General features: G+C 55.7%; 10 protein-coding genes and 2 pseudogenes. 3 read left to right on the forward strand and 9 right to left on the reverse strand.

Translation table 11 applies throughout. The features are described from left to right. Positions 1-889 precede the first annotated feature (889 nt). From HMPREF0201_RS23525 to tonB, 6 genes and pseudogenes are all read right to left on the reverse strand, one after another. Positions 890-4,960 (reverse strand): annotated as a pseudogene (locus HMPREF0201_RS23525) (hemagglutinin repeat-containing protein); the annotation flags it as partial. Between the two features lie 1,879 nt (positions 4,961-6,839). Continuing rightward, positions 6,840-9,077, reverse strand: a complete 2,238-nt coding sequence (locus HMPREF0201_RS10960; RefSeq protein ID WP_016536713.1) for a beta strand repeat-containing protein — start codon at positions 9,075-9,077, stop codon at positions 6,840-6,842. A 6-nt stretch (positions 9,078-9,083) separates the two neighbouring features. Next, the gene (locus tag HMPREF0201_RS10965; protein WP_392397299.1) at positions 9,084-12,584 is read right to left on the reverse strand and encodes a beta strand repeat-containing protein; all 3,501 of its coding nucleotides are present in this window, start codon (positions 12,582-12,584) and stop codon (positions 9,084-9,086) included. Next, a pseudogene (locus tag HMPREF0201_RS23530) lies at positions 12,570-14,120 on the reverse strand (filamentous hemagglutinin N-terminal domain-containing protein); the annotation flags it as partial. The gene HMPREF0201_RS10965 and the pseudogene HMPREF0201_RS23530, both read right to left, overlap by 15 nt. 9 nt (positions 14,121-14,129) lie before the next feature. Then, entirely contained in the window at positions 14,130-15,791 is a 1,662-nt protein-coding gene (locus HMPREF0201_RS10970) for a ShlB/FhaC/HecB family hemolysin secretion/activation protein (protein WP_016536715.1), read from the reverse strand. A 312-nt stretch (positions 15,792-16,103) separates the two neighbouring features. Then, on the reverse strand, positions 16,104-16,844 hold the full coding sequence (gene tonB, locus HMPREF0201_RS10975; RefSeq protein WP_039898287.1) for a TonB system transport protein TonB: 741 nt from the start codon (positions 16,842-16,844) through the stop codon (positions 16,104-16,106). Positions 16,845-17,059: 215 nt separating this feature from the next. Between tonB and HMPREF0201_RS10980 the strand changes: the two genes are divergently transcribed. Continuing rightward, entirely contained in the window at positions 17,060-17,356 is a 297-nt protein-coding gene (locus tag HMPREF0201_RS10980; protein ID WP_039898288.1) for a YciI family protein, read from the forward strand. A 45-nt stretch (positions 17,357-17,401) separates the two neighbouring features. On the opposite strand, the gene HMPREF0201_RS10985 is transcribed toward HMPREF0201_RS10980, so the two are convergent. From HMPREF0201_RS10985 to HMPREF0201_RS22510, 3 genes are all read right to left on the reverse strand, one after another. After that, complete coding sequence (locus tag HMPREF0201_RS10985; protein ID WP_016536718.1) at positions 17,402-18,166, reverse strand: EAL domain-containing protein; 765 nt, start codon at positions 18,164-18,166, stop codon at positions 17,402-17,404. 26 nt (positions 18,167-18,192) lie between these two features. Next, on the reverse strand, positions 18,193-19,770 hold the full coding sequence (locus HMPREF0201_RS10990) for a sensor domain-containing diguanylate cyclase (protein ID WP_244878508.1): 1,578 nt from the start codon (positions 19,768-19,770) through the stop codon (positions 18,193-18,195). A gap of 143 nt (positions 19,771-19,913) precedes the next feature. Beyond that, positions 19,914-20,093, reverse strand: coding sequence for a YciY family protein (locus HMPREF0201_RS22510; protein WP_071704092.1), 180 nt, complete (start codon positions 20,091-20,093; stop codon positions 19,914-19,916). Between the two features lie 146 nt (positions 20,094-20,239). On the opposite strand from HMPREF0201_RS22510, the gene cls reads away from it, so the two are divergent. Beyond that, positions 20,240-21,700 carry a cardiolipin synthase gene (cls, locus tag HMPREF0201_RS11000; protein ID WP_016536721.1) on the forward strand — a complete coding sequence of 487 codons (1,461 nt, stop codon included), beginning with the start codon at positions 20,240-20,242 and terminating at the stop codon, positions 21,698-21,700. Between the two features lie 37 nt (positions 21,701-21,737). Then, positions 21,738-22,067 carry an HI1450 family dsDNA-mimic protein gene (locus HMPREF0201_RS11005; RefSeq protein WP_016536722.1) on the forward strand — a complete coding sequence of 110 codons (330 nt, stop codon included), beginning with the start codon at positions 21,738-21,740 and terminating at the stop codon, positions 22,065-22,067. Positions 22,068-22,078: the final 11 nt, after the last annotated feature.

A 22,078-nucleotide genomic window follows, 5' to 3' on the forward strand; every position in this document is an offset into this window, starting at 1 on the left:
GTTCCAACTCAGGGAAACCCACTTTTTGATTAGGCGTCAATGGTGCTATTGGTGAACTTTTACACTCTACACAGACAAAGTTTCCTTGCTTATCTTTGGCTATAATATCAATCCTGACTTTCGTTCCACCTTTTGTTTCAAGTGTAACCTCTCTGACAGGGTCAATTATATTAGGGTTGTTTTTCATCTTATCATAAACAGAATTCTCAAATTCTTTGCCCTTTTGATAGTTCTGTTGTACTTGAGAACCTGCATTCGGCGACGAGACCTTAACTTTCCCGCCCTTCTCAAACGTGTAATAAGCGCCATTATTGCTGTAGATAGTATTTCCTACCGCATCAACTTTTCCGGTGTTGCTATAGAGACCGCCTTTAGGACCGGTAATTGAATCTCCCTTCTGCACGTAGCCTACGGGTAAATTTGACGCCGGAGTTTCAATCGCTCCCGCAGAGCCCCTCCCGGATACGCTTTTGCCCACAACAATATCATCAATGGCCGAGGCTCCCGACGTCCCAATAGGGCGAGCGGATACTCCCTTTCCTGGTTTAACACCTGCGCCGCCAACTAACTCTAAAATAGCTGCGGCAGTCACTGCTTTCACATAGTTGCGTTGATGTAATGCCGTATCATTAATAACCGGCTCAAGTTGAGAGATAGAGTATTGAGCCAGTTCGCGACATTGCTGAGTACATTCTGGTGATGTGCTAAGTTGACGAAGTTTTTCCAGTTCAGTTTTCTGGTCTTTGATTGAAATCCCCATAGCCAAAGCTTGATTCTGCTGCTGCACATCAAGTTCTTTAAGCTCCGCACGCAATTGCTCTCTCTCTGCTTCTGTTTTTGCTTTCGCATACTTTTCAGTGAAAGTCGTGATGTCTTTGTCACTTAAATAGTTATTCTCAACCGCATTTTTCCCGGCCTGAGCGCCGGTCGTTGCCGATGCAGTGCTGTTACCCACAACACCTCCGGCAAGTCCCGCGGCCATGGTGCCCAGCAGGCTAACGACCTGTTTTTGATCCTGGCTCAGATCGCCAGGATCTTTGCCCGGGAACATTTCCGCGGCGATATGTCTTGCCGCAAGCTCTCCGCTGAATGCGCCTGCCGCACCCGCTGCCGCATTGCCTCCGGAAAGCTGAGCTGCCAGCGCCCCCCAGACCGCATGCGCCATAAGGTTAGCGGATTCATTCACCTTGCCGTCTTCGGTGGTTGCGCCCTTAATGGTCTGTGCCATGAGCGGATTCAGCCCACCCGCCAGCGCTTTTTTAAGGTCGCCCCCTGCTGCACCGGCCAGGATCCCGCTGACCGACTGCGCGACCATCTGGTATTTACCGCCGATGCCGTACTCGCTAAACGCTTGTTGGTAGTCATCGGTTTTGCGCAACTGCTCTGCGGTCATGCTCGCATTTTGCCCGCCCTTCGCACGCGCGGCTTCCAGCGCCTGGGTGTCGCCGTAGGTCGACACCATATTGGTCATCTGCCCGCCAATCTCACCCACCAGCTGCGCCGTTTGCAGGCGTTTCTGTTCTTTTTCCTTATCAAAGATCTGGCCAATACTGTCATTGGCGTGCTCGGTGTCACGGCTCAGGGCCGCAACGTCCTGCCGCTGGTTCGCCTTATCGCGGATGGTTATCGTGCCGTCCGCAACGGCGGATTGCGTGGTTCCCTCGGCATGTCCTTTACCGTTCATCCCCGCCAGCAATGACCCGGCATTTGCTATCCCATTTGCCGCCAGCATGGAGCCAGCCGACATGTTGCTGCCGCCAGACAAACTTATCCCGCTGTGGCTAACTTTATAGTCCGCTTTATTGCCAAGACTGGAGAAGCCCAGCGTCCCGGTATCGAGACTGTTCTTATCTGCCGTTGCGGTAGAGGCGATAACCGCTCCATCAAGCTGGGTATGGCGCCCTACGGTGAGATCAAAGCCGCCGTTACCGGCAAACAGGCCCGTTTGCTCCTGCACCGAATCATAGGTGCTCTTCATCTTGTCCTGGCTGGCGCTGATATAGCCCGAGCCGGTCATACTCCCGAAGGTAAAGCTGCCGCCCGCGGCCACGCTGGTCTGCTTGCTGTCGTAGCGGTTGGAATCCTGCTGGCTGCTCATCAGCAGGTCACGGCCGATATCCGCGACGATTTTGTCGCCGTTAACCTGCGCTCCGTTCAGAATCGCATCGCGACCGCTGGTCAGAGACACCGTGCCGCCGCTGTCGAGCGTGGTTTCGGTCCACGCCGTGCCGTTGCCCTTCTCTTTGCCTCTCGCCGCATTTACGTTGGCAAATACGCTGATCCCTCCGCTTCCGCCGCCAACGCCGATACTGACGCCCACGCCGCCACCGCTGCTGCTGTTTTTCCCCGTCGTCAGTTGAGTATTTGCCGCGCCGCTCAACACGATGTCCTGAGCCGCCGCCAGCGTGGTGTCGCCTCCGGCTTTAAGCTGGCTGCCGCCAATTACGATATTGCCGCTGCCTTCACTTTTCCCGGTCGCCGCAATACTCAGGTTATTGCCCGCCGTCAGGCTTGAGCCGTTAACCGCATCCGATTCCATATGTTGTTCGGATTTGGATTTCTGTGTCGTGAGCGAGATGCTGACGCCGATGCCGTTATTGGGATCTGCTGAGGCCGCAGCCTGCTGAGAATTCAGATACGCCTGCCCGCCGGCCAGCGCGGTTTTAGTCGCCTGTAGGGCAGCTAAACGTCCGTCGCTCTCATTTTTAGTCGCCTGAGCCGTAGTCACCGCATTGTTGATGGCGTCTCCCACCGCCCCCGAAAGCGCCACGGTCAACCCGCTGCTTTTCTGCTCAAACTTCTCATCGCGGGTGCGTTTATCGTGACCCGGCTCAATCAGCACGCTCTCACCGGAAACCGACAGGTCTTTACCCGCCACCAGGTCAGCACCGCCAATATGCGCCACGCCGCCTGCGTTCACGCTGACGTTTCCGCCGGTTGAGCCAACGGTGCTGATGATCTGACTCTGGGTGGTGCCCTGCTCACGAAGATCGTGCGTGCTTTTGCTGCTGCCGATGGTGAAGCCGATGCCTCCGGTGCCCATCAGCCCGCTCTTTTTAGTTTCCTTAAAGTGCCACGAGGAATCGGTGTTGGTGGCGGCCACAATATCGACGTTATTACCCGCATGCAGCGCCACGCTACCGTCGCCAACCACCGAAGAACCTTTCACCAGCAGGTCATTACCCGCTTTGAGCGTGACGTTATCGCCACTCAGCAGCGTCCCGGCTTCACGCGTCGAGCTGCTTTCGTTAATGGTGTGAGTGGTTTTCTTACTGAGGAACCCTTTTTTGGTTTTGGTTTCTTCGTCGTAGTGGTAATCGCTTTCGGTGGCGGTCAGCAGGTTGATATCGCGACCTGCCCCCACGCCAATATCCCCGTGGGCGGTAACCTGCGCCGCTTCGGTATTCACATCGCGCCCGGCAAGTATCATCGTACTGCCGCCGCTGGCAATTTCGCTGCCCTGCTGGCGTACGGACTCATTAATTTCGACCTTTTTCTTCGCGCTGTATTTATCGCTGTGGGTAGACTCCGCCGCCAGCAGGTTGGCGTCCCGCCCCGCCTGCAACCCAACATTGCCCTCTGCGGCAAGCGCGGAGGCGGTGCTGTTCAGATCGCGCCCGGCAACCAGAACCAGGTCTTTCCCGGCGCTAATCGCAGTGCGCGTGTTGCCGGTATCGAGGATGTCCATGTTGCTGGTCTGGCTATGGCGGCTGTTCTGCGCCACGTCCAGAGTCAGGTCGTTCCCTGCCCAAAGCGCGGCGCTACCGCCTGCATTCAGGTTACTGCCCACAACCGCCAGGTCACGCCCGGCCTGCAGGTTCAGGTTCCCACCACTGGTAACCGAGCTGCCCTGATGGGCAATGGCTTCATTGACGTTGCGCCCTCGCAGATCGCGCTCGGTCAACTGGTTGCTGCCGATGGCAATATCATCCCAGGCCCTTAGCAGCATATCGCCACCGGCACTGAGATCCGCTCCGGTGTTGATGATACTTTTCCCGGCGTTCAGGCTCAGGCTGTCGCCAGCGCTGATGGCGGCGAGCGAACCGAGTTCAGTGTGTAAAATCCCCGGAGCAGGTGTCTTACCTTCGCCGACTTTGCCCCAGACGTCCCATTGGTTGGTCAGCGTTTGGTTAATAATGCTGCCGCCCACGCTCTCAAGGCTGACTTTCTGCCCGGCAATAGTGGAGCCAATGTTGTTGATATCACCCAGGGCGCTTAATTGCAGGCTTCCGGCAGAATTGATTGCCCCACCGTTAATATTATTAATCGCGTTCTGACTGCTGGCTGCGAGCAGATTTTTACCCTGCAATGTACTACCGTCATTGGTGATGCTGCCGCCGTTCAGGATGACCTGATTCCCGGCTATGACGCTCCCGTTATTAACCGCAACATCCTTCGGTGAGAGATAGAGCTTCGGCACCAGCACTTTCTGGCCGTCGATAACCACCGTTTCCCACCACATAATACTGGTGTCGAGAGCGGCAACCTGCTCCGCAGAAAGGCTAACGCCTAATTGCAGCCCGAGCTTGTCACGCGCCTGTGCCGCATGGTCAATAAGGTACTGCATCTGCTCCAGGTCGGAACCAATGCCGTTAACGTAGCGGTTCCCTGTCTGGCTGAGGATCTGGTTGCTGACGTAGCGGGTGTCGAAAGCGGCATCGCCGAGGAAGCGATAATCATATTCCGGCCTCAGGTTGAGGCGCGCCAGGAAATAATCTGAGCCGAGGAAATTATTGCTGTCAGTGTAAGTTGAACGGTTTTCCTGCGGAGCAGTTGGGGCAGAAGTTCCGGCCAGCTTATACAAATCGTTGAACAGGCTGTTATCCAGTTGCCCCAGGCCATCCAGCTTCGGGTTAGTGACAATCAGATACGGGCTTTTCGGATCTTTATTCGCCACGAAATAGCCGTTATTGCTGGCGGGCAGCGGGTAGTCGCTAAGCCTGACAGGCGATCCGCTGGCGGTTAGCGTCGAGGCGATAGCCGAGATATCCGTCAACGAAACCGGGCGATAATCATAACCCGCTGGCGGGGGCGTTTTTCCCCCGCTGGACGAAGCAATAACCTGCTCAGTTGCCGAAGTAATGCCGCCGATTTTATCGCGGGCAACAGAACCGGATGTTTCACCCTGAGGCCCGACGGCTTCTGGCGCCACAGCCCCGCTGCCGATGCTGGTGTGTTTACCGCCAGCATTGCCGAGGTCGGTAAACGTAGCATCCTTACCCCCCAGCTCAATCGGTTTGCCGTCAGGTCCATTTCGATTGATTAAGGCCGTCGTTTGCTCTTTGATCCCAGCCTGTTTATCGTCGGACTGCCCAAAATCACCTACTCCCTGCGGGCGAGTATCAACCGCATTCAGGCCATTATTTTTAGTACTGTTATCGGCGAGGTCTTCAACATGTCCAACTCCGTTCCCGGCACCGGCTAAATTGATAGTCGCCTGTGGAGCACTGAGCAATGTATTACCGCTATTATTAAGCCCGGCGGCCTGAGAGCCAGCCCCAACGCCAGGTCCGGTAGCTAAATTCAGCCCTGGAGCACTACGCCCCGGCGTATAGCCAGCGGTATATGCAGTGGTTGATGTATTGCTGATATTATTGCTGAAGTTGGCGACAACCGAGCCTCCGGCCTGGATAACCGATCGGAAAATTTGTCCATCGGTATTCTCGATACGCATTTCATTGGTAGGCAAATAGCGTAAAAACTCGCCTCTCCGCGGATCTTTGTTCTGCGAGGTATGCCGCGATTCCGTCGCATATTTTTGATCCCTGCCGTTAATATTGCCCACGCCATAGTAATAGGTTTGGTAACGAGTTTGCGTCCCCTCTTTCCATGATTGGTTGTTCAGCGTGCCGCCGCTCAACACCGCATTGCGGTTAGCTAAAATATTGCTGGCGTTGTTATCTAACTGCCCGGTATCCAGCGATATATCCCTGCCCGACGATATTCGCCCGGCTGCAGAGCCATTGCTATTTACCGTTATCTGAGTGCGTGATACGGCAAATTCGAGTGTGGCTTTATTTTGATAAGCTCCGGCGTAGGAGTAATAAGCGCCGGCACATGAGTTCGCACACCCCGTGGCAGCACGGTAATATCCATAATTGCCTTCGCCAATGTAACTCAGCGGCACGTCAGCCACCGTTGGCGTTAGCCATGGGTATTGAGCGGTTAAATCAACGGAATCATTCACTGAGACACTTAACCCGTCCCGCTCATTCAGTAAATGTCCGGTGCGGATTGAAATATCGCCAATCTGGGTTTCAATGCTGCCAGAAGTATTCACCACTTCAGCATTAGCATTGCCCGCCGCATCGCGCTGCATCCACAGGTTATTGCCTGCCAGAATATCGCCCCGGTAGTTGCGGATGCTGTTCGCCAGCAGGCTCATATTATTGCCCGCATACAGCAGGGCGCTGTTCAGCAACGTGCCGCCCGCGCTGGCAATCAGGTCGCCTGCCGTGCCGACAAATCCGGCGTTGTTGATGCCGTTTCGGCTGGTCAGGCGCAGCGTGCCGCCCGCCTGTACGCTGCCCGCCCCGTTAAGGTTTAGCTGCCCGGCATTCAGGTGGCTTTCGCCGTAGCCCGCTCTCAACTGCCCGTTGTTGTTAAGCGTCCCGGCGGTGGAGAGTTGCAGCCCCTGGCCCTGCATCAGCCCGTTGACGTTGATATCACCCTGGCTGGTAAGCGACAGCGTGTTGCCCGCCGCCAGCGTGGCAAGCTGGTTAAAACTGGCCTGGCTTGTCAGGGCGAGATTGCCCAGCGCCGTCACCTGCCCCTGCAGGCCGGTAGTCCCGGCGTTAATCGTCAGGTTGCCCTGGCTCAGCAGTTTTGCGGCCGCGCCGTTATTCACCTGCGAGGCAGTAATGCCCAGATTCTGCGCTGTAGAGCGTGCCGTTATTATCCAGCTGGCCGGGGTTGACCGTCAGGTTCGCCCCCTGCAACATGCCGTTATTCAGGATGTAGCTCCCGCCCAGTGTGCCCTGCTGCTGCGCCAGCACCGTGCCGCTGTTGGCAAGCGACCCGCCGGACAGCCACAAGTTAAGGCCCTGTACCCAGCCGCCGTTGGTAAAGCCCGGCGCGTTAAGCGTCAGCGTTCCGCCGCTGAGCAGTTGCCCCTGGTTGCTGCCGCGCTCGCGCAGGTCGAGCTGCGTGTTGCCGTTGCCCTGAAGCGTGCCGTCATTGTTCAATTGCTGCGCACCGAGCTGGAACGTACCCTGGCTCAGCATCACCCCACCGCGTCCGTTATCCGCATTGCCCCGCAGGCTGGCATTCAGGGCGGTGTTTGCTTCCATGCGCCCCTGGTTGTTCAGCCCCGCGGCGTTCAGCGTCAGGGCATTACCCTGAATATGCCCGAGGTTGGTCAGCACGCTGGCCCCGATATTAAGCAGGCCGTTGGTCAGCAGTTTTGCGCCACTTTGCAGGTCGAGGTTACCCCCGAGCGTAACGCCCAGGCCGTCAACCCCGCTGATGCTGCCGCTGCTGGTCAGAGTTGTGCCGCTGAGCGACAGGTTTTTAGCCGTCAGTTGTCCGCCGTTGGTGAGCGTAGGTGCGGTCAGGATAGCCGTCCCGTTAGCCACCATCGTTCCGGTATTGCTCAGCCCGGATGTGAGCGCCAGGTCCATATTGCCGGTGCTCTGTAGCGTGCCATTATTCTGTAGCTGCCGGGCGTTCAGCTTCAGATACTGCGCCTGCCATAGCCCGCCGTTGACGATATCCCGCCCGCCCACGACGAACGCTCCCTGGGTCTGCATCGCCGCGCCTGCGCGATTGGTCAGCCCCTGCTGAGGTTGCAACGTCAGGGACTTGAGGCCAATCACGGAGCCTGCGTTATCGATGTTTAGGTTGCTGGCGGTAAGGCTGTCTCCCTGAATGTTGCCCCCGTTAAGCAGACTGCCGCCTTCAAGAATGACATCGCCTTCCCCCAGCAGAGAGCCGGTATTGTTCAGCGCCCCGGCGTTGATGCGGGCGTTGCCCTGGCTAAGCACCCGTCCGCCGTTGATCAGCTGGTTGTCCACCTGAGCCGTTAGGCCGTTAAGGCCGAGGGCGCTGCCGCCGTTGTTCCAGTTGCCAGCCGCCAGCGTCAGCTGCTGGCCCTGCATCAGCCCCGCGTTACCGAGTTGCCCGGCTTTCAACCACAGCAGTCCTCCGCTCAGCAGTTTGCCGGGAGCAGTATTGCTCAGCGTCGTGGCGGTTATCGACAGCCCGTTATCGCCCTGCAACACACCGCCATTATTGAGAATACTCACCGCCAGCGTGGCGTTATTCGCCGCCAGCCTCCCGCCGTTATCCAGCTGAGTTGCCGTCAGCGTCAGCCCCTGCTGAGAAAGTATTACCCCCTGGTTTGTCAGCTGCGGCAGGGAGAGGGAGAGCGATCCACCGGTCAGGATTTTCCCGCTGGCCTGGTTAGTGAGCGCAAGATTTGAAGGTATAAGAGAGCCCAGAGTCAGAGCGTTATTGCCCTGCAGCAGGCCGCCGTTAGTCAGGACATTGGTGGTTACCGCCACGGTATCACCCGCCAGCGTCCCCTGGTTGGTGAGGCTGGCAGCGCGCAGGGTGAGATCTTTCTGCGCCAGCAGCCGCGCGTTATTGCGGTTGAGAATGCTATCCGCAAAATTCAGCGCAAGGCTGGCGGCCTGTAATGTTCCGTGGTTATCCAGCGTGCTGCCCGAGAGCGTCAGCGCGTCTTTTACCGATATCAGGCCAAGGTTGACCATCTGCGGGATGCTCAGGCTCAGCGACCTACCGCTGATAAGCTGGCCGCCTTCCAGGTTATGAAGTGCCGAAGTATTCAACCCCAGAACGTTTTCACCCTGGAGCACACCCTGGTTATCAATTTGATTAGCGGTAAGGTCGAGATTATCCGCCGCCAGTACGCCGCTATTATTCAGGGTGCCGCTCTGGCCGGTAAGCTGCCGGGTTGCCAGCAGCCTGCCGCTGGTCTGGTTATTGAGCAGCCGGGCGATGCTCAGAATGACATTATTCCCTGACAGCGTGCCCGAGTTGTTGAGGTTGTCGAGTTTCAGCATCAGGTCCTGCTGAGCCTGAATGACACCGTCGTTGGTCAGCTGCGGTAGCTGCAAATTAAGCTAACTGCCGGAAAGAATCTTCCCGCTGGCCCGGTTTTCCAGTTCGCCGGTATTCAGCGTTAGCGCACTGCTACCAAGCACCGTGCCGCCATTGCTCCAGCTTCCCGCCGTAAGATTAAGCGTTTTGCCCTGAAGCTTGCCTGAGTTGTCGCCTTTACCCACCGTAACCCGGAGTTCGCCATCGCTTAATAGCTGACCGCCGCTAAGGTTGTTCAGCACGTTAACGGCTGCCGGTTGCGCAATAGCGAAGCTTCTCGCGCCGCTGAAACCCTCTACCGCCAGGCTATTGTTTCCCTGAACAAGTCCACCGTTGGTCATGATATTGACCGCCAGACGGGCATTCTCCGACGCAAGCGTACCGCTATTGGTGAATGAACCACTTGCGATATTCAATTCATGTGTGGCAAGAAGCTTGCCGCTACTTTGGTTATCCAGCGTGCCGGTCCGAACATTAATTGCATCAGCCGCCAGGGATCCGTTATTGGCGAGGTTTTTTGCCGTAACCTGCATCCCGCCCTGGCTGAGTAATTGCCCGCTATTAGTCAACTGGTCGGCCAGGGTCGCCGTCAGGCTGGATTTGCCTAACAAAGAACCCCTGTTGCTTATACTCCCGCCGTTCAGGGTTAAAGACTGTCCCTGCATCAGCCCATCGTTTTGCCCCTGTGAAGCGGTAATAGTGACGTTGTCACCCGAAAGTTTACCGCTATTATTCAGTTCTGACGCCTGCAACGTCAGCCCATTGTCCGCCAGTAAAATCCCGCTCGTCTGGTTATTCGCCCTACCGGCCAGATTAAGCTGCAACCCAGCGCCTTCAATATTGCCGCCGTTGTCGAGCGTTGTGCCGTCGAGGTGAAGCACTTTGTCCGATGAGATAAGCCCGCTATTCGTAAGGAGCGGAACGGTCAGCGTCACATCATCGCCGCCTGTCAGCGAGCCGTTTTTCTGGTTAAGCAGTGAACCGGCGGAAAACACCAGCCTGCCGTCGGCCTGGATAAGCCCCGCGTTGTTTACCTGCCCGGCTCCGCCATCCAGGGTGATACTTTTAGCCGCCAGGATGCCGGTATTATCCAACTGGCTTGCTTTCAGGCTAACAGCGCTCAGCCCGATAAGCCTCCCGTCGTTGTTAAACGCACCGCCGAACAGAATAGTCAGCGCCTCCTTCCCGAGCATCTGACCGCTGTTTGTGCCGCCGGACTGCCCGCCGTCAAGCGTCAGCGTCTGCCCCTGCATTCGCCCGGCGTTATCCAGACGCGCCGCATTGATGGCGAGATTTCCCTCGCTCAGTAGCTGGCCATTGGCCTTGTTATTGAGGCTGCTTCCCCGATAGCTCAGGGCCTGATTCCCCTGGATCAGGCCGCCGTTGATTAATCCGTTAACGGCCAGACGAGCATTGCTGGCGATAAGTTTCCCGGCGTTCTCCGCGTTTGCGCTATCCAGTTCAAGGGAATTGTCCGCAAGCAATACTCCCCCGGTCTGGTTATCCAGCTTCTGTGCAAGCTTCAGCGTCAGGTCACCCGCTTCAATATTGCCGCTATTTTTCAGCGACAGGGCGTCTATTTCCCATCCCTGCCTGGCCGAAATCAACCCGGAGTTAACCAACTGTTCAACATGCAGACTGCCGCCTTCGCCGCTTATTTCCGCCCCGGTGGCGTTATTCAGCGTCTGGCCGCTAAGCGTCAGAGATTGCTTAGCGTGCAAGATGCCGCTGTTAGTAAGGTTGTCCGCATGTAAGATGCCGGTGCGGCCAACCAGCTGCCCGTCGTTGTCAAACATAGCGGCAGACAGCCGCAGTGAGTCGTCCGCCAGCAGCACGCCTTTTGACTGGTTTATCAGGCGGTCACGCAGCGTGAGTTGGAGATCACGAGCCTCTATTTTCCCGCTGTTTTCAAGAGTTGCGGCATCAATAGCCAGCCCCTGCTCCACGGAGATTAATCCGGCGTTGATAAGCTCCGGGATGTTCAGCGCCAGGCCGCTGCCGCTGATGATTTCTCCGCCCCGCAGGTTGTTAAGCGCGGTGGCGATAAGTCTAAAGGACTGGTCGCCCTGCATCAGTCCGGCGTTAGCAAGTCGCCGGGCATCCACGCTGAGATCCGTCGCCGCCAGCTGCCCCTGGTTGTTCAGCCAACCGCCGGACAAAATAAACCCGCCTTTGCTAAGCAACTGCCCGCTGTTGCTTACCCCATCCTCCGCATTCAAGCTCAATGAGGACAAACCCAATATCTGGCCGCTATTATCCGCCCGGCGGTGGCTCAGCAGCACCTCATTGCCCTGTACTTTGCCAGCGTTATCCAGCGCCGGAGCGTTCAGCTTCAGGCGGCCTTCAGCCAGCAGGACGCCCCCCGCCTGATTGGTGAGTTTGTCACCCAGCGCCAGCCGCAAGGCATGCGCCTCGATATGCCCGCGGTTATCCAGGCTCAGGCCATCAATCGCCGCGCCCTGTTTTGCCGTGATAAACCCGGCATTTACCAACTGCCGGACGCTGACGCTCAGTTCACCCTCGCTTTGCAGCAGCCCGCTGTTGTTCAGGCCATCGGCAGTAATATCCAGGTTGCCTGCGCTGATACCGCCCTGGTTTGCCAGCTGCCCAGCCGTTAGTCTGCCGCTTTGCTGGCCGCTGAGCCGCCCCACCTCTGCATTGCCAAACGTGCCGCTGACGTCAACCGCCAGCGTCTTAGCCTGTACGCTGCCCGCATTATCAAAGTCAGGGGCCGCCAGCGTGAGCGCGTCTTCCGCCAGCAATACGCCGCCTTTCTGGTTACTGAGCCGCTCGCCCGCCCTTAGCGTCATCGCCTTTGCTTCGATATTCCCGCCGTTGGCGAGCGTCAGGCCGTCTATTGCCAGCCCCTGTTTCACCGAAATCAGCCCGGCGTTAACCAGTTGCGGAATGCTCAGCGTCAGCCCGCTGCCGCTGATGATTTTGCCCCCGAGCCGGTTAGTTAACTCAGCCCCGCTCAGCGCCAGGCTTTGACCGCCCTGTACCAGCCCGCCGTTATCAAGCGTCTGGGTTGTAAGGTTAAGCGAGGCCGCCGCAAGCTGACCGGCGTTAGTCAGAGCCGGAGCGAAAACATCGAGAGTTTTCTCGGCCAGTACGCTGCCGGTTGCGAGGTTAGAGAAGCCCTTATTCAGCGTCAGAGAGAGGGTGCTGCCCGCCATCTGGCCGCCGTTGGTGAGCGTGTTGCCGGTTAACGTCAGGCCGTTACGGGCGGTGAGTTTACCCCCCGCCTGGTTATCCGCCGCGCCCGCAATGGCGAGGGTTAAGGCATCGCTGTCCAGCGAGCCATGGTTGGTAAATTGCCCCGCATTAACCTGTAACGCTTTCTGCGCCAGCAGCGCGCTGCCAGCTTGCTGAACAATAGTGTCAGCATTAAGCGTCATGGCGTTATCCGCCTGGATATTACCGCTGATGTCGATTTGATTTGCCCGCAGCGAGACGTTGCTCCCGCTGCTGCTGCCCCGGTGGGTCAGGCTTCCGGCGTTTATCGTCAGGTCGCCTTTCGCCACCTGAACGCCTTCAAACGTAGCCGCGCTCCGCGCCTCGAGCAGCATATTGCCCCGAGATTGAAGTTGTGCTCCGGCGAAAGAAGTCAGGTTGGTAGCGCTCAGGCTCAAGTCTCCGCCGCTGCTCAGCGTCCCGCCTACCCGTGCATCGCCCGTCGAGATAGCCAGCCCGTCACCCGCCAGTATCTGCCCGGTATTATCAAGCGAGCTCGACTCCAGCCGCATGTTCTGACGGCTTTGCAGCGTGCCGCTGTTAGTCAGATTTCCTGTCTTCGCGCTCAGTTCGCCCCCGGCGACGATTTTCCCGCTGTTGGCCAACTGAGACGCGGAGAGGCTCACAGTGCTGCCCGCCGTCATCTTCCCGGCGTGTTTTGCAGCGCCCGCTGTGGCAGAGCGGATAGCTCCGCCCGCGTTGATTTCACTGGCCGCATCCTGGTTTAGCGTTCCGACATTCAGGGCAACGTCATTCCCCGCCGTCAGAGCGGCAGCGGAAGCAGTAAGTTTGCCGCTGGCGTTAAGCGTGATATTGCCGTCGCTAACCAGTTTGCCGTTGGCCAGCGCGAGGTCGCCCCGGCTGTTAACCTGCGCCGGGCCACCCGCTTTGTGGTCCCCGGTCAGGGTTACGCTTTCGCCCTGCGCCGTCAGGCTGCCGCTCGCCAGGCTGTTATTCACCGCCAGCCTGCCGTTCGCCTCGAGGATAATGTCCCCCTGACGGGCGTTCAGGTTGCCGAGGTTCACGCCCACGCCTTTCTCGCTCGAGACCAAATGAATGCGGTTGGCGTACATCCCGCCCAGCGCCCCGGTATCCACCGCAACGGTTGGTGCTGCGCCTTCACCTGCGACTGGCGTCACCGCCCCACCAGCGGAAACCCGGTTTGCGCCAGTGGTAACTTTCAAATCCTTAGCGTGGATACCGGCATTCACTTCCGTGGCGCGGGCAATAATCGACAGGGCGTCGCTTTTGCTGGCGTCCAGCCCCTGGCCTTCAACCGTGATGGTGCCCTTGCTGACATCCAGCGCCAGCAGGTTGCCCGCCGCGTCAAACTGCGGTTTGCCGGTGGTCAGGGTCGCGTTCGGCGTGTTGATAAAGCCGCAGCCGTTACAGGTGATGCCGTACGGGTTGGCGACCATCACGTTGGCGGCTTTACCCGCCACTTCGGTGTAGCCCTGCAGCTGCGAGCGACTGCCGCCAATCACCTCATTGATGATGCCGCTGGCTTCCTGGCCCGCCTTCAGGTTCGGGTTGTTCTGAATAAGCCCGCCGAGCTGGGTCTGGGTAAGCTGCCCGGTGGCGTTGTTGAGGATCAGCCCCTCTTTGCCGACGTTGTAGTCCTGGAACTGGTTATGGGAAATGCCCGCCGGGTTCGGCGTGGCAATGTTAAGCACCGGCACGCCGTTTCCGGCCTGGTCCATCTGCGCACCCGGCGTCATCGGGTTTATCGTCGCCGCCACCGCAGGAAACACCGGCTGCCCCGCCACCAGGAACATCACAAGGTAACTGACCAGACGTTTTGTTACTCCAACGGGGTGCTTATCCATTTTAATTTCCTATATCGCTAAACCGAGGCGGTAATAAATGACGAGGTGGTCCGGCGCGAGCTCGCCGGGATACTGAAGTGGCGTGCCCACGCTGAACTGGCTTGAGTAGTAGCGCCCGGAAACGGTTAAGCCCCCGGAAGCGCCCCACAGCGTGCCTGATGCCTGCTGGTCGGCGCTATCGTTACGCAGCCAGCCGCCGTCAACCGCCACGACTGCGCTGACGTTACCCAGCCAGGGGAGGCTGAAGAGCGCATAGTTGATTTCATTACGCAGATAGCCGCCGTTGTCGCCAGAAAGATATTGCTCTTTAAAGCCGCGTACCGAGCTTTCGCCGCCGATAGTCAACCGCTCGCTGCCGTAGAGCTTGTCCGGCGACCACTGGCCGTAAATGCTGCTCAGCCACCATATTTTTTGCGCCAGAGGGCGCTGGAAACTGCCGTTAAGACTCCACTTTTTAAACTCAGCCTTCGGCACATCCCCCCTTTTGCCGTTATCATTTTCTGCGCCAAACCAGGGCATGCCGTGGCTGAAAGAAGGGTTAAAAGTTGCCACGCCGCCCAGCACTTTCTGGGTGTGATTGAGGCCAAATTGCAGGCTGCTAAGCTTGCGGCTGCTGCTGAGCAGCGGCGCATCGTTGAGGTAGTTGCGGCTGATGCGATGGGACAGGCCGATGGAGGCCGCGGTTTTTAAATCACCGTTGCGGTACAGCACCTGAGAGAAGCTGAGGCGGTGGCTTTCCGCCCGCCCGGAGGAACGCCACAGGTAGCCTTTGTTGTCGAGGGTGCTGAGATAGTCACTCCAGCTGTAGCTGTAATCAACCAGGCTGTAGCCCCAGGGGATATTGACTCCGGCCTGGAAACTTTGCGCGTCATGGCTGCTTGCGAAGTCACTGCTGCGCCCGCCGCTGATAAACCATTTATCCGCAAGCCCAAGTGGGTTATTGGCGGTGATGGAGCCGGTAAGCTGCCCGGTTCCGGTGCTCTTTTGTCCGCTATTATCAAACCCTACGGCAGCGGAAAGCGGAAATTCCGGCGTGGCCGTAAGATTAACAATAGATTCACCGGCTTTATCTCCCGGCAGAATTTCAATCTGTACCGGCACCGCGCGCAGGCGGTTGATCTGTTCCATTCCCTGTTCGATATCGCGCAGATTAAGGATTTTGCCAATGAGTCCCGGAAACGCCATTTTTAGCTGACGGGACGGCGCGCCTTCGATACGAATATCCTGTAAATGCCCTTCCAGCACCGCTACATGCAATACCCCGCCGGAAAGATCCTGTTCGGTAAGAAATGCGCGGCTGGTTATGTAGCCCCGGTTGATATACCAGTCGGAGATATCGCGCGTCAGATTATTAATTTTTGCCATTCCCAGACACTGATTAATATAAGGCGCGATAAGTTTTTTTTGGACTTTACTGGAAAGCAGCGTGGCATTATCAATATTAATTTGATTTATGGTAAAACAGGGGCCTTGATCAGACACTGTTGCAGGCCGCTCCAGCCGTGGCTGAAGGCTTCTCTGTAATTCTTCTCGCTGCTGCTGATTCTGTAATAGCAGGTCTTCCTGCTGTTGGCGCACGGTATCTCTGTCGGCAGGTGATAACGGAGCGGCATTATTTAATGAGGAATAAACCAGCACGCACAGTAATGCGGCCTTACGGTAATTGCGCATAAAGTAGCTAATATTTTATTTCGAATTATTGGCAGTATGCCACCTCCTGCCGAAATAAGAAAAGTCTTAAATAAACGACCCTATTATAATTGGTAGTTAATTTCAGTTAAGTTAAAAATATAATTTAAGATAAGTTCAAGGTGAATTTTCAACTCATTGTTTTTAAACCGCTAAATTATTTTTATGACTCTGCCGGGAAATATAATAATAAAGATATGATTTTTATTTTAATTATGTGACTTGAGTAGAGAAATATAAAAAAGCCGCAACACAAAATGCCGCGGCTTTTTAATAACGGCTGGACGCCGGGCGTTAATCCATGCTTGCGCCGCCGCTGATGCGGAACTTGATGTTCACGACAATCCCCTGCCCGGGCTTACCGCTTTCATAGCGCCACTTCTTCATCGCCAGTTTAACTTCGCGCTCGAACATGTTCGCCGGCTGGGCCGAAAGGATCTCGACGTTGCTGACGCGCCCGTCCGAATCTACATCGAACTTAACCCGCACGCTTCCGTCCATGCGTAAAGCGAAGGCACGAGCAGGATATTGCGGCCTGTCGCGGCTAATAACGCGCGGCCCAACGTTTGCCGAAGGTGCAGGTGCGGCTGGTGCCGGTTTAGCTGCCGGAGTCGGTGAAGGGCGCGGCGTCGCATTGTTGTCGAACGGCGAGGCTGGGCGCGGTTCTACCGGCTTAGCTTCCGGCTTCGGCTGCTCGACCTTCTTAACCGGTTTCGGCTTAGGTTTCGGCTTTGGTTTAGGCTCAGGCTTGTGAATAACCACCGGCGCTTCTTTTGGCGGCTCGGGGATCGGTTCAGGCTCCGGCTCGGGTTCCGCTACCGGCTGAGGCGGCGGCTGAACAACTTCAGGCTGCGGCGGCTCAAGGTCGGCGGGCGCAACCATGGTGACGCTGATAGGCTGCGAAGGCGCCGGGGACTCAATAACCTGATGTACCGAGGTGTAGAGCAACCCGGCCACAACGGCACCATGCAGCCCGACGGAGAGTACGGTCGGCCACGGAAAGCGGCGAGGTAAATCGAGGGTCATTGACGTCATAATGGTTTCAGTATCTTTAAGAGACCGCAATTTTAAATGCAAATAGCAATCATATTCAACAACGCATCGAGTAAAGGCGCGCTTTTTCATGCTGTGTGCGCTAATTTCCCGCAGTTATCTCAAGGATTTAACATCCTGTTTATCTTTCAATTGCAGTCTTCGTGCCGTTCACTTACCGTGTTTTTGCAACCCAACATTAAGAAGGAAGAGTGCTCGTGCTGTATGTAATTTATGCCCAGGATATTGCTGACTCACTGGAGAAACGCCTGGCAGTGCGCCCTGCCCACTTGGCCAGACTGCAACTGCTGCGTGATGAAGGGCGACTGCTTACCGCAGGCCCGATGCCTGCCGTAGACAGTAACGACCCGGGCGCCGCTGGCTTTACCGGCTCCACCGTTATAGCCGAGTTCGCCTCGCTTGAAGAAGCCCAGGCCTGGGCTGATGCCGACCCGTATGTTGCGGCCGGTGTCTATGAGCAGGTTTCGGTTAAGCCGTTCAAAAAAGTATTCTGACAGGAAGTAAAACGAGCCTGTGACATTCGCAGGCTCGCTGTTCGCTTATGCCTCAACCATCAGCAGATACTTGCGGCGAAAGCTGTCTCTGTCCAGCGGGCGCGAGAAGAGAAAGCCCTGCGCCATACGGACATTGTTATTAAACAGCATTTGCATCTGGGAAAAGGTTTCCACCCCTTCGGCAATCACATCTACCTCATGATCCTGAGCACAGCGCACGATGTTCAGCGTTTCATCGGTGCAGGAAGCTTTAAAACAGGAGCGGTCGAGCTTAATAAAGTCAACGCTTAATAGCGCCAGCCTGTCCTGGAGCTGATTCACCCCATGAATATTATCCCAGGCCATCAAAAAGCCGGCTTCACGCAGGCGCAGGGCATTTTCGCGCCCGGTATCATCCAGTGCGATATCGTTATCCGTAATTTCAAAAACAATGCGCCCAACGGGAACCGCAAGCCTGGCCGCCAGGGCACAAACTCGCCCGGCAAATCCCTCGTCGTTCAACTGCACCGGGGAAAGGTTCAGATGCAGCGGATAAGCCGCATTGTGCGGCGTGATGACCTCCGCCATATAGCTGAAGGCCATTTCAATCACATGCTCTCCCAGGGAAACGATGCCGCCGTTTTCTTCCAGACGGTTAATAAACAGGTTCGGGGCAATCAGATTACGGCGGTGAACGCCCCTGATTAGCATTTCGGTCCCGACGCATTTAAAGCTGGATGTGTCAAAAATCGGCTGCAATAGCGACTCAAAAGCCAGGCTAAAATTATTTTTCATCACCCGATTAACGATAAATTCAGTGCTTTTTTCCATATTAAAACTCCTCGTGCAGGTGCGCCTTAGCTGGTCGCGATGACAACTTTATTTTTACCGCTGGATTTGGCTTTATAGAGCAGCTTGTCCGCCTTCTCGATAAGGCGCGCGTAGTCTTCCCCCCGCCACGGGCAAAGGCCGCCGCTAAACGTTACCGTAAGCCCTGGCTCACGCCAGACTTTGGCCTCCAGCTGTTTACGCCAGCTCTCCATGATTTCCATCGCCTTGACCTGGTTGTCCGAAAAATAGATAAAGGCAATTTCTTCCCCACCGTAGCGATAGAGTTTGGCGCGGTCGTCGAGCCGGCCCATACCCATATCAGCCACCACTTTCAGCACCGTGTCGCCAACCAGATGGCCGAAGCCGTCATTTATTTTCTTGAAATTATCAATATCGACGATACCGATACTGAAAGGGGCTTCGCGGGTGATTAAGTAGTCGAGATCGTTATCGAAACTGCGGCGATTTAGCAGCCCGGTGAGCCCATCGGTGAGGGAAATATATTTGGCGTTTTTTATTTGCTGGCTGCTTTCGGCTATCTCGCTGATGAGTTTATTATCCGCGCCCTCATCCAGCGCCAGCCTGCCAAAACGCATCATCGAAACAATATCAACGATCATTGACTTGATTGACTGACGCATAAAGAACCACAGCATCAGATAAATCGTAAGGCAAAATATAAATACCGGGATGATAATTTGGGTTTCGAAAAGTGCAAAGCCTTCAATTTCATTTTCACTTACTCCATACACCACAAACCAGTCGGGGTTAGAGTAGGAATAATAGTAATAATACTTACGCGCATTTTTATCAAAAAACGAGCCCAGTCCATTGCTCATTTTCTGCATAATTGCGGGTGAAATAACGCCGGTGCCTATAGCGTCGCTATCCGCATCGAGTATCGCTTTTCCCTGCCTGTCCACGATGGAGAAATGGCCGACGCTCGGGCTTTTGAGCTGGCGCAGCGGATAGCTCATGTTAATAAGGTTCAAATCCATTGCAAACACGCCGTAGCGCATACCTGTATCGCTGTGGAGCAGCTTTGACATGGTTATGACCGCTGCGTTATCCCTCGCATTTGCATAGATTGCAGAGTAGTTAATAAAGGCATTTTTAGCGCTGATATTCTCGTACCACGCCCGCCCGGCCAGCTCAAAACTGCTGTCGATATAGGATTTGGGTATGCTGTTATAGCGGCCATCACGCTTCGCCACGATATAGCCGGAAACGGACGGCATCACCGCTATTGAAGTCGTCAACTTTTTCTCCATTTCCTGGTTTTGATTATTTACCAGGGCTTCAACATTTTTACTATCCAGTAAAATAGTGTTTTGCCATAGAGTATTTTCTAAAACCTTCAATTGCTGTTCAAGATAGAATGTCGCAACATTATGAACGAAGCCTTCGTTTTCTTTGTGTAGCGTTCTTTTTTGATGACTATAACTTACACCGGAAATTGCCATACTAAAAACAATTAGCACGACAACAATAATCACAAATAAAAAATTCACTCTTTTAGTGTAAGAGAAATCCTTTTTAACTAAATCGGCAATCAAATTATTTCGCTTCCGTGTGCTGTAAATTAAAAAGCACAAAATAGCCACTACAACCGGCTTATGGGATGATCGCGATCATGAAAAAAACAAACTTCCGCCGTCTGGAAAGATAATTTCCAGCTTAGAGGAAGCGTTATTTCCTCATTTACAGGAATATATATTTGATGGGCACCGCATGCGGTGCCCTGGCCTTATGCCCAACGATCGTGGATGGCAAACAGCAAGGTATTACGCTGCTGGTTCACCAGGCACTTTCGAATGGCATGGATGCGCATATTGCGTCGGGACTGGCTTTCCAGCCAACGCGCCCTGCGTTTTTGCGTCTGGCGCTGCATCCGCCAACGCCCGACTTCCGTTCTGCTACGCCTCATTTTTACCACTCAACTTTCTAAAAAAGACCCGCCATTATAGAACCTTCTGCCGGGCAAACCATCCGTTTTGCGTATACTTTTAGTGTTAAGCGCTGAAAGTTCTGCGTACACTCTCAACTATTCGGTTTCAAAAGGATTTTTAAGGCATGACAACCTTCTATACCGTGGTGAGCTGGCTGGTCATTCTCGGCTACTGGCTGCTGATTGCCGGCGTTACGCTGCGAATTTTGATGAAACGCCGCGCCGTACCCTCAGCTATGGCCTGGCTTTTGATCATCTATATTCTGCCGCTGGTCGGCATTATTGCTTACCTCTCGGTTGGGGAACTCCACCTTGGCAAACGGCGTGCGGAACGCGCCAGAGCGATGTGGCCTTCGACGGCAAAATGGCTGAAAGACCTGAAAAACTGCAAGCATATCTTCGCCAGTGAGACCAGTAAGGTCGCCGAGTCCCTGTTCCAGCTTTGCGAAAGGCGCCAGGGCATTGCCGGAGTAAAAGGCAACCAGCTTCAGTTACTCACCAGTTCGGATGACACCATGCAGGCGTTGATCCGTGACATCCAGCTGGCCCGGCACAACATCGAGATGGTGTTCTACATCTGGCAGCCCGGCGGTATGGCAGATCAAGTTGCCGAGTCGCTCATGGCGGCGGCACGGCGCGGTATTCATTGCCGTTTGATGCTCGACTCCGCGGGCAGCGTCGCCTTCTTCCGCAGCCCGTGGGCTAATATGATGCGCAATGCCGGTATTGAGGTGGTTGAGGCGCTTAAAGTTAACCTGATGCGTGTCTTCCTGCGCCGTATGGATTTACGCCAGCACCGCAAAATGGTGATGATCGATAACTATATTGCCTACACCGGCAGTATGAACATGGTCGACCCGAGGTTCTTCAAGCAGGACTCTAACGTGGGCCAGTGGGTTGACCTGATGGCACGTATGGAAGGCCCGGTCGCCACGGCGATGGGGATTGTTTACTCCTGCGACTGGGAGATAGAGACCGGCAAACGCATTCTTCCGCCGCCGCCGGACGAAAATATCATGCCGTTCGAAGAGGCCAGCGGCCACACTATTCACACCATCGCCTCCGGGCCGGGCTTCCCGGAAGATCTGATACACCAGGCACTGCTGACCTCGGTTTATGCGGCGCGTGAATATCTGATAATGACCACCCCCTACTTCGTGCCGAGCGACGATTTGCTGCACGCGATTTGCACCGCAGCGCAGCGCGGCGTGGACGTCAGCATTATTGTTCCACGCAAGAACGATTCTCTGCTGGTCGGCTGGGCAAGTCGCGCCTTCTTTACCGAGTTGCTCGCCGCCGGAGTGAAGATTTACCAGTTCGAAGGCGGCCTGTTGCATACCAAGAGCGTGCTGGTTGACGGCCAGTTAAGTCTGGTCGGCACCGTGAACCTGGATATGCGCAGCCTGTGGCTCAACTTTGAGATAACGCTGGTGATTGACGACGAAGGTTTTGCCGGTGATTTGGCCGCAGTACAGGACGACTATATCTCCCGCTCACGGCTGTTAGATGAGCATTTGTGGCTAAAACGCCCGCTGTGGCAGCGGGTGACAGAGCGACTGTTTTACTTCTTTAGTCCGTTGCTGTAAAACGTGGCGCATCAGCACTCGATAAGTGGATGTAGACATGGAAATGGATCTGAACAACCGCCTGACCGAAGACGAGACTTTAGAGCAGGCGTACGATATTTTTCTCGAGCTGGCGGGCGATAACCTCGACCCTGCCGACATTATTTTATTCAACCTGCAATTTGAAGAGCGCGGCGGCGCGGAGCTGTTCGATCCTTCCGAAGACTGGCAGGAGCACGTCGATTTCGACCTGAACCCGGACTTCTTTGCAGAAGTGGTTATCGGGCTGGCCGAAACCGACGGCGGAGAGCTGAACGATGTCTTTGCCCGCGTGCTGCTGTGCCGCGATAAAGACCACAAGCTTTGCCATATTCTGTGGCGTGAGTAACCGTAGCGCGG

Origin of the sequence: Cedecea davisae DSM 4568, from assembly GCF_000412335.2 — a bacterium.
Taxonomy (GTDB): domain Bacteria; phylum Pseudomonadota; class Gammaproteobacteria; order Enterobacterales; family Enterobacteriaceae; genus Cedecea; species Cedecea davisae.

Excerpts from the sequence above, each read along its gene's own strand:
- HMPREF0201_RS10970 (WP_016536715.1), bottom strand. The coding sequence starts at position 15,791 with ATGCGCAATTACCGTAAGGCCGCATTACTGTGCGTGCTGGTTTATTCC.
- tonB (WP_039898287.1), bottom strand. The coding sequence starts at position 16,844 with ATGACGTCAATGACCCTCGATTTACCTCGCCGCTTTCCGTGGCCGACC.
- HMPREF0201_RS10985 (WP_016536718.1), bottom strand. The coding sequence starts at position 18,166 with ATGGAAAAAAGCACTGAATTTATCGTTAATCGGGTGATGAAAAATAAT.
- HMPREF0201_RS22510 (WP_071704092.1), bottom strand. The coding sequence starts at position 20,093 with ATGAGGCGTAGCAGAACGGAAGTCGGGCGTTGGCGGATGCAGCGCCAG.
- cls (WP_016536721.1), top strand. The coding sequence starts at position 20,240 with ATGACAACCTTCTATACCGTGGTGAGCTGGCTGGTCATTCTCGGCTAC.
- HMPREF0201_RS11005 (WP_016536722.1), top strand. The coding sequence starts at position 21,738 with ATGGAAATGGATCTGAACAACCGCCTGACCGAAGACGAGACTTTAGAG.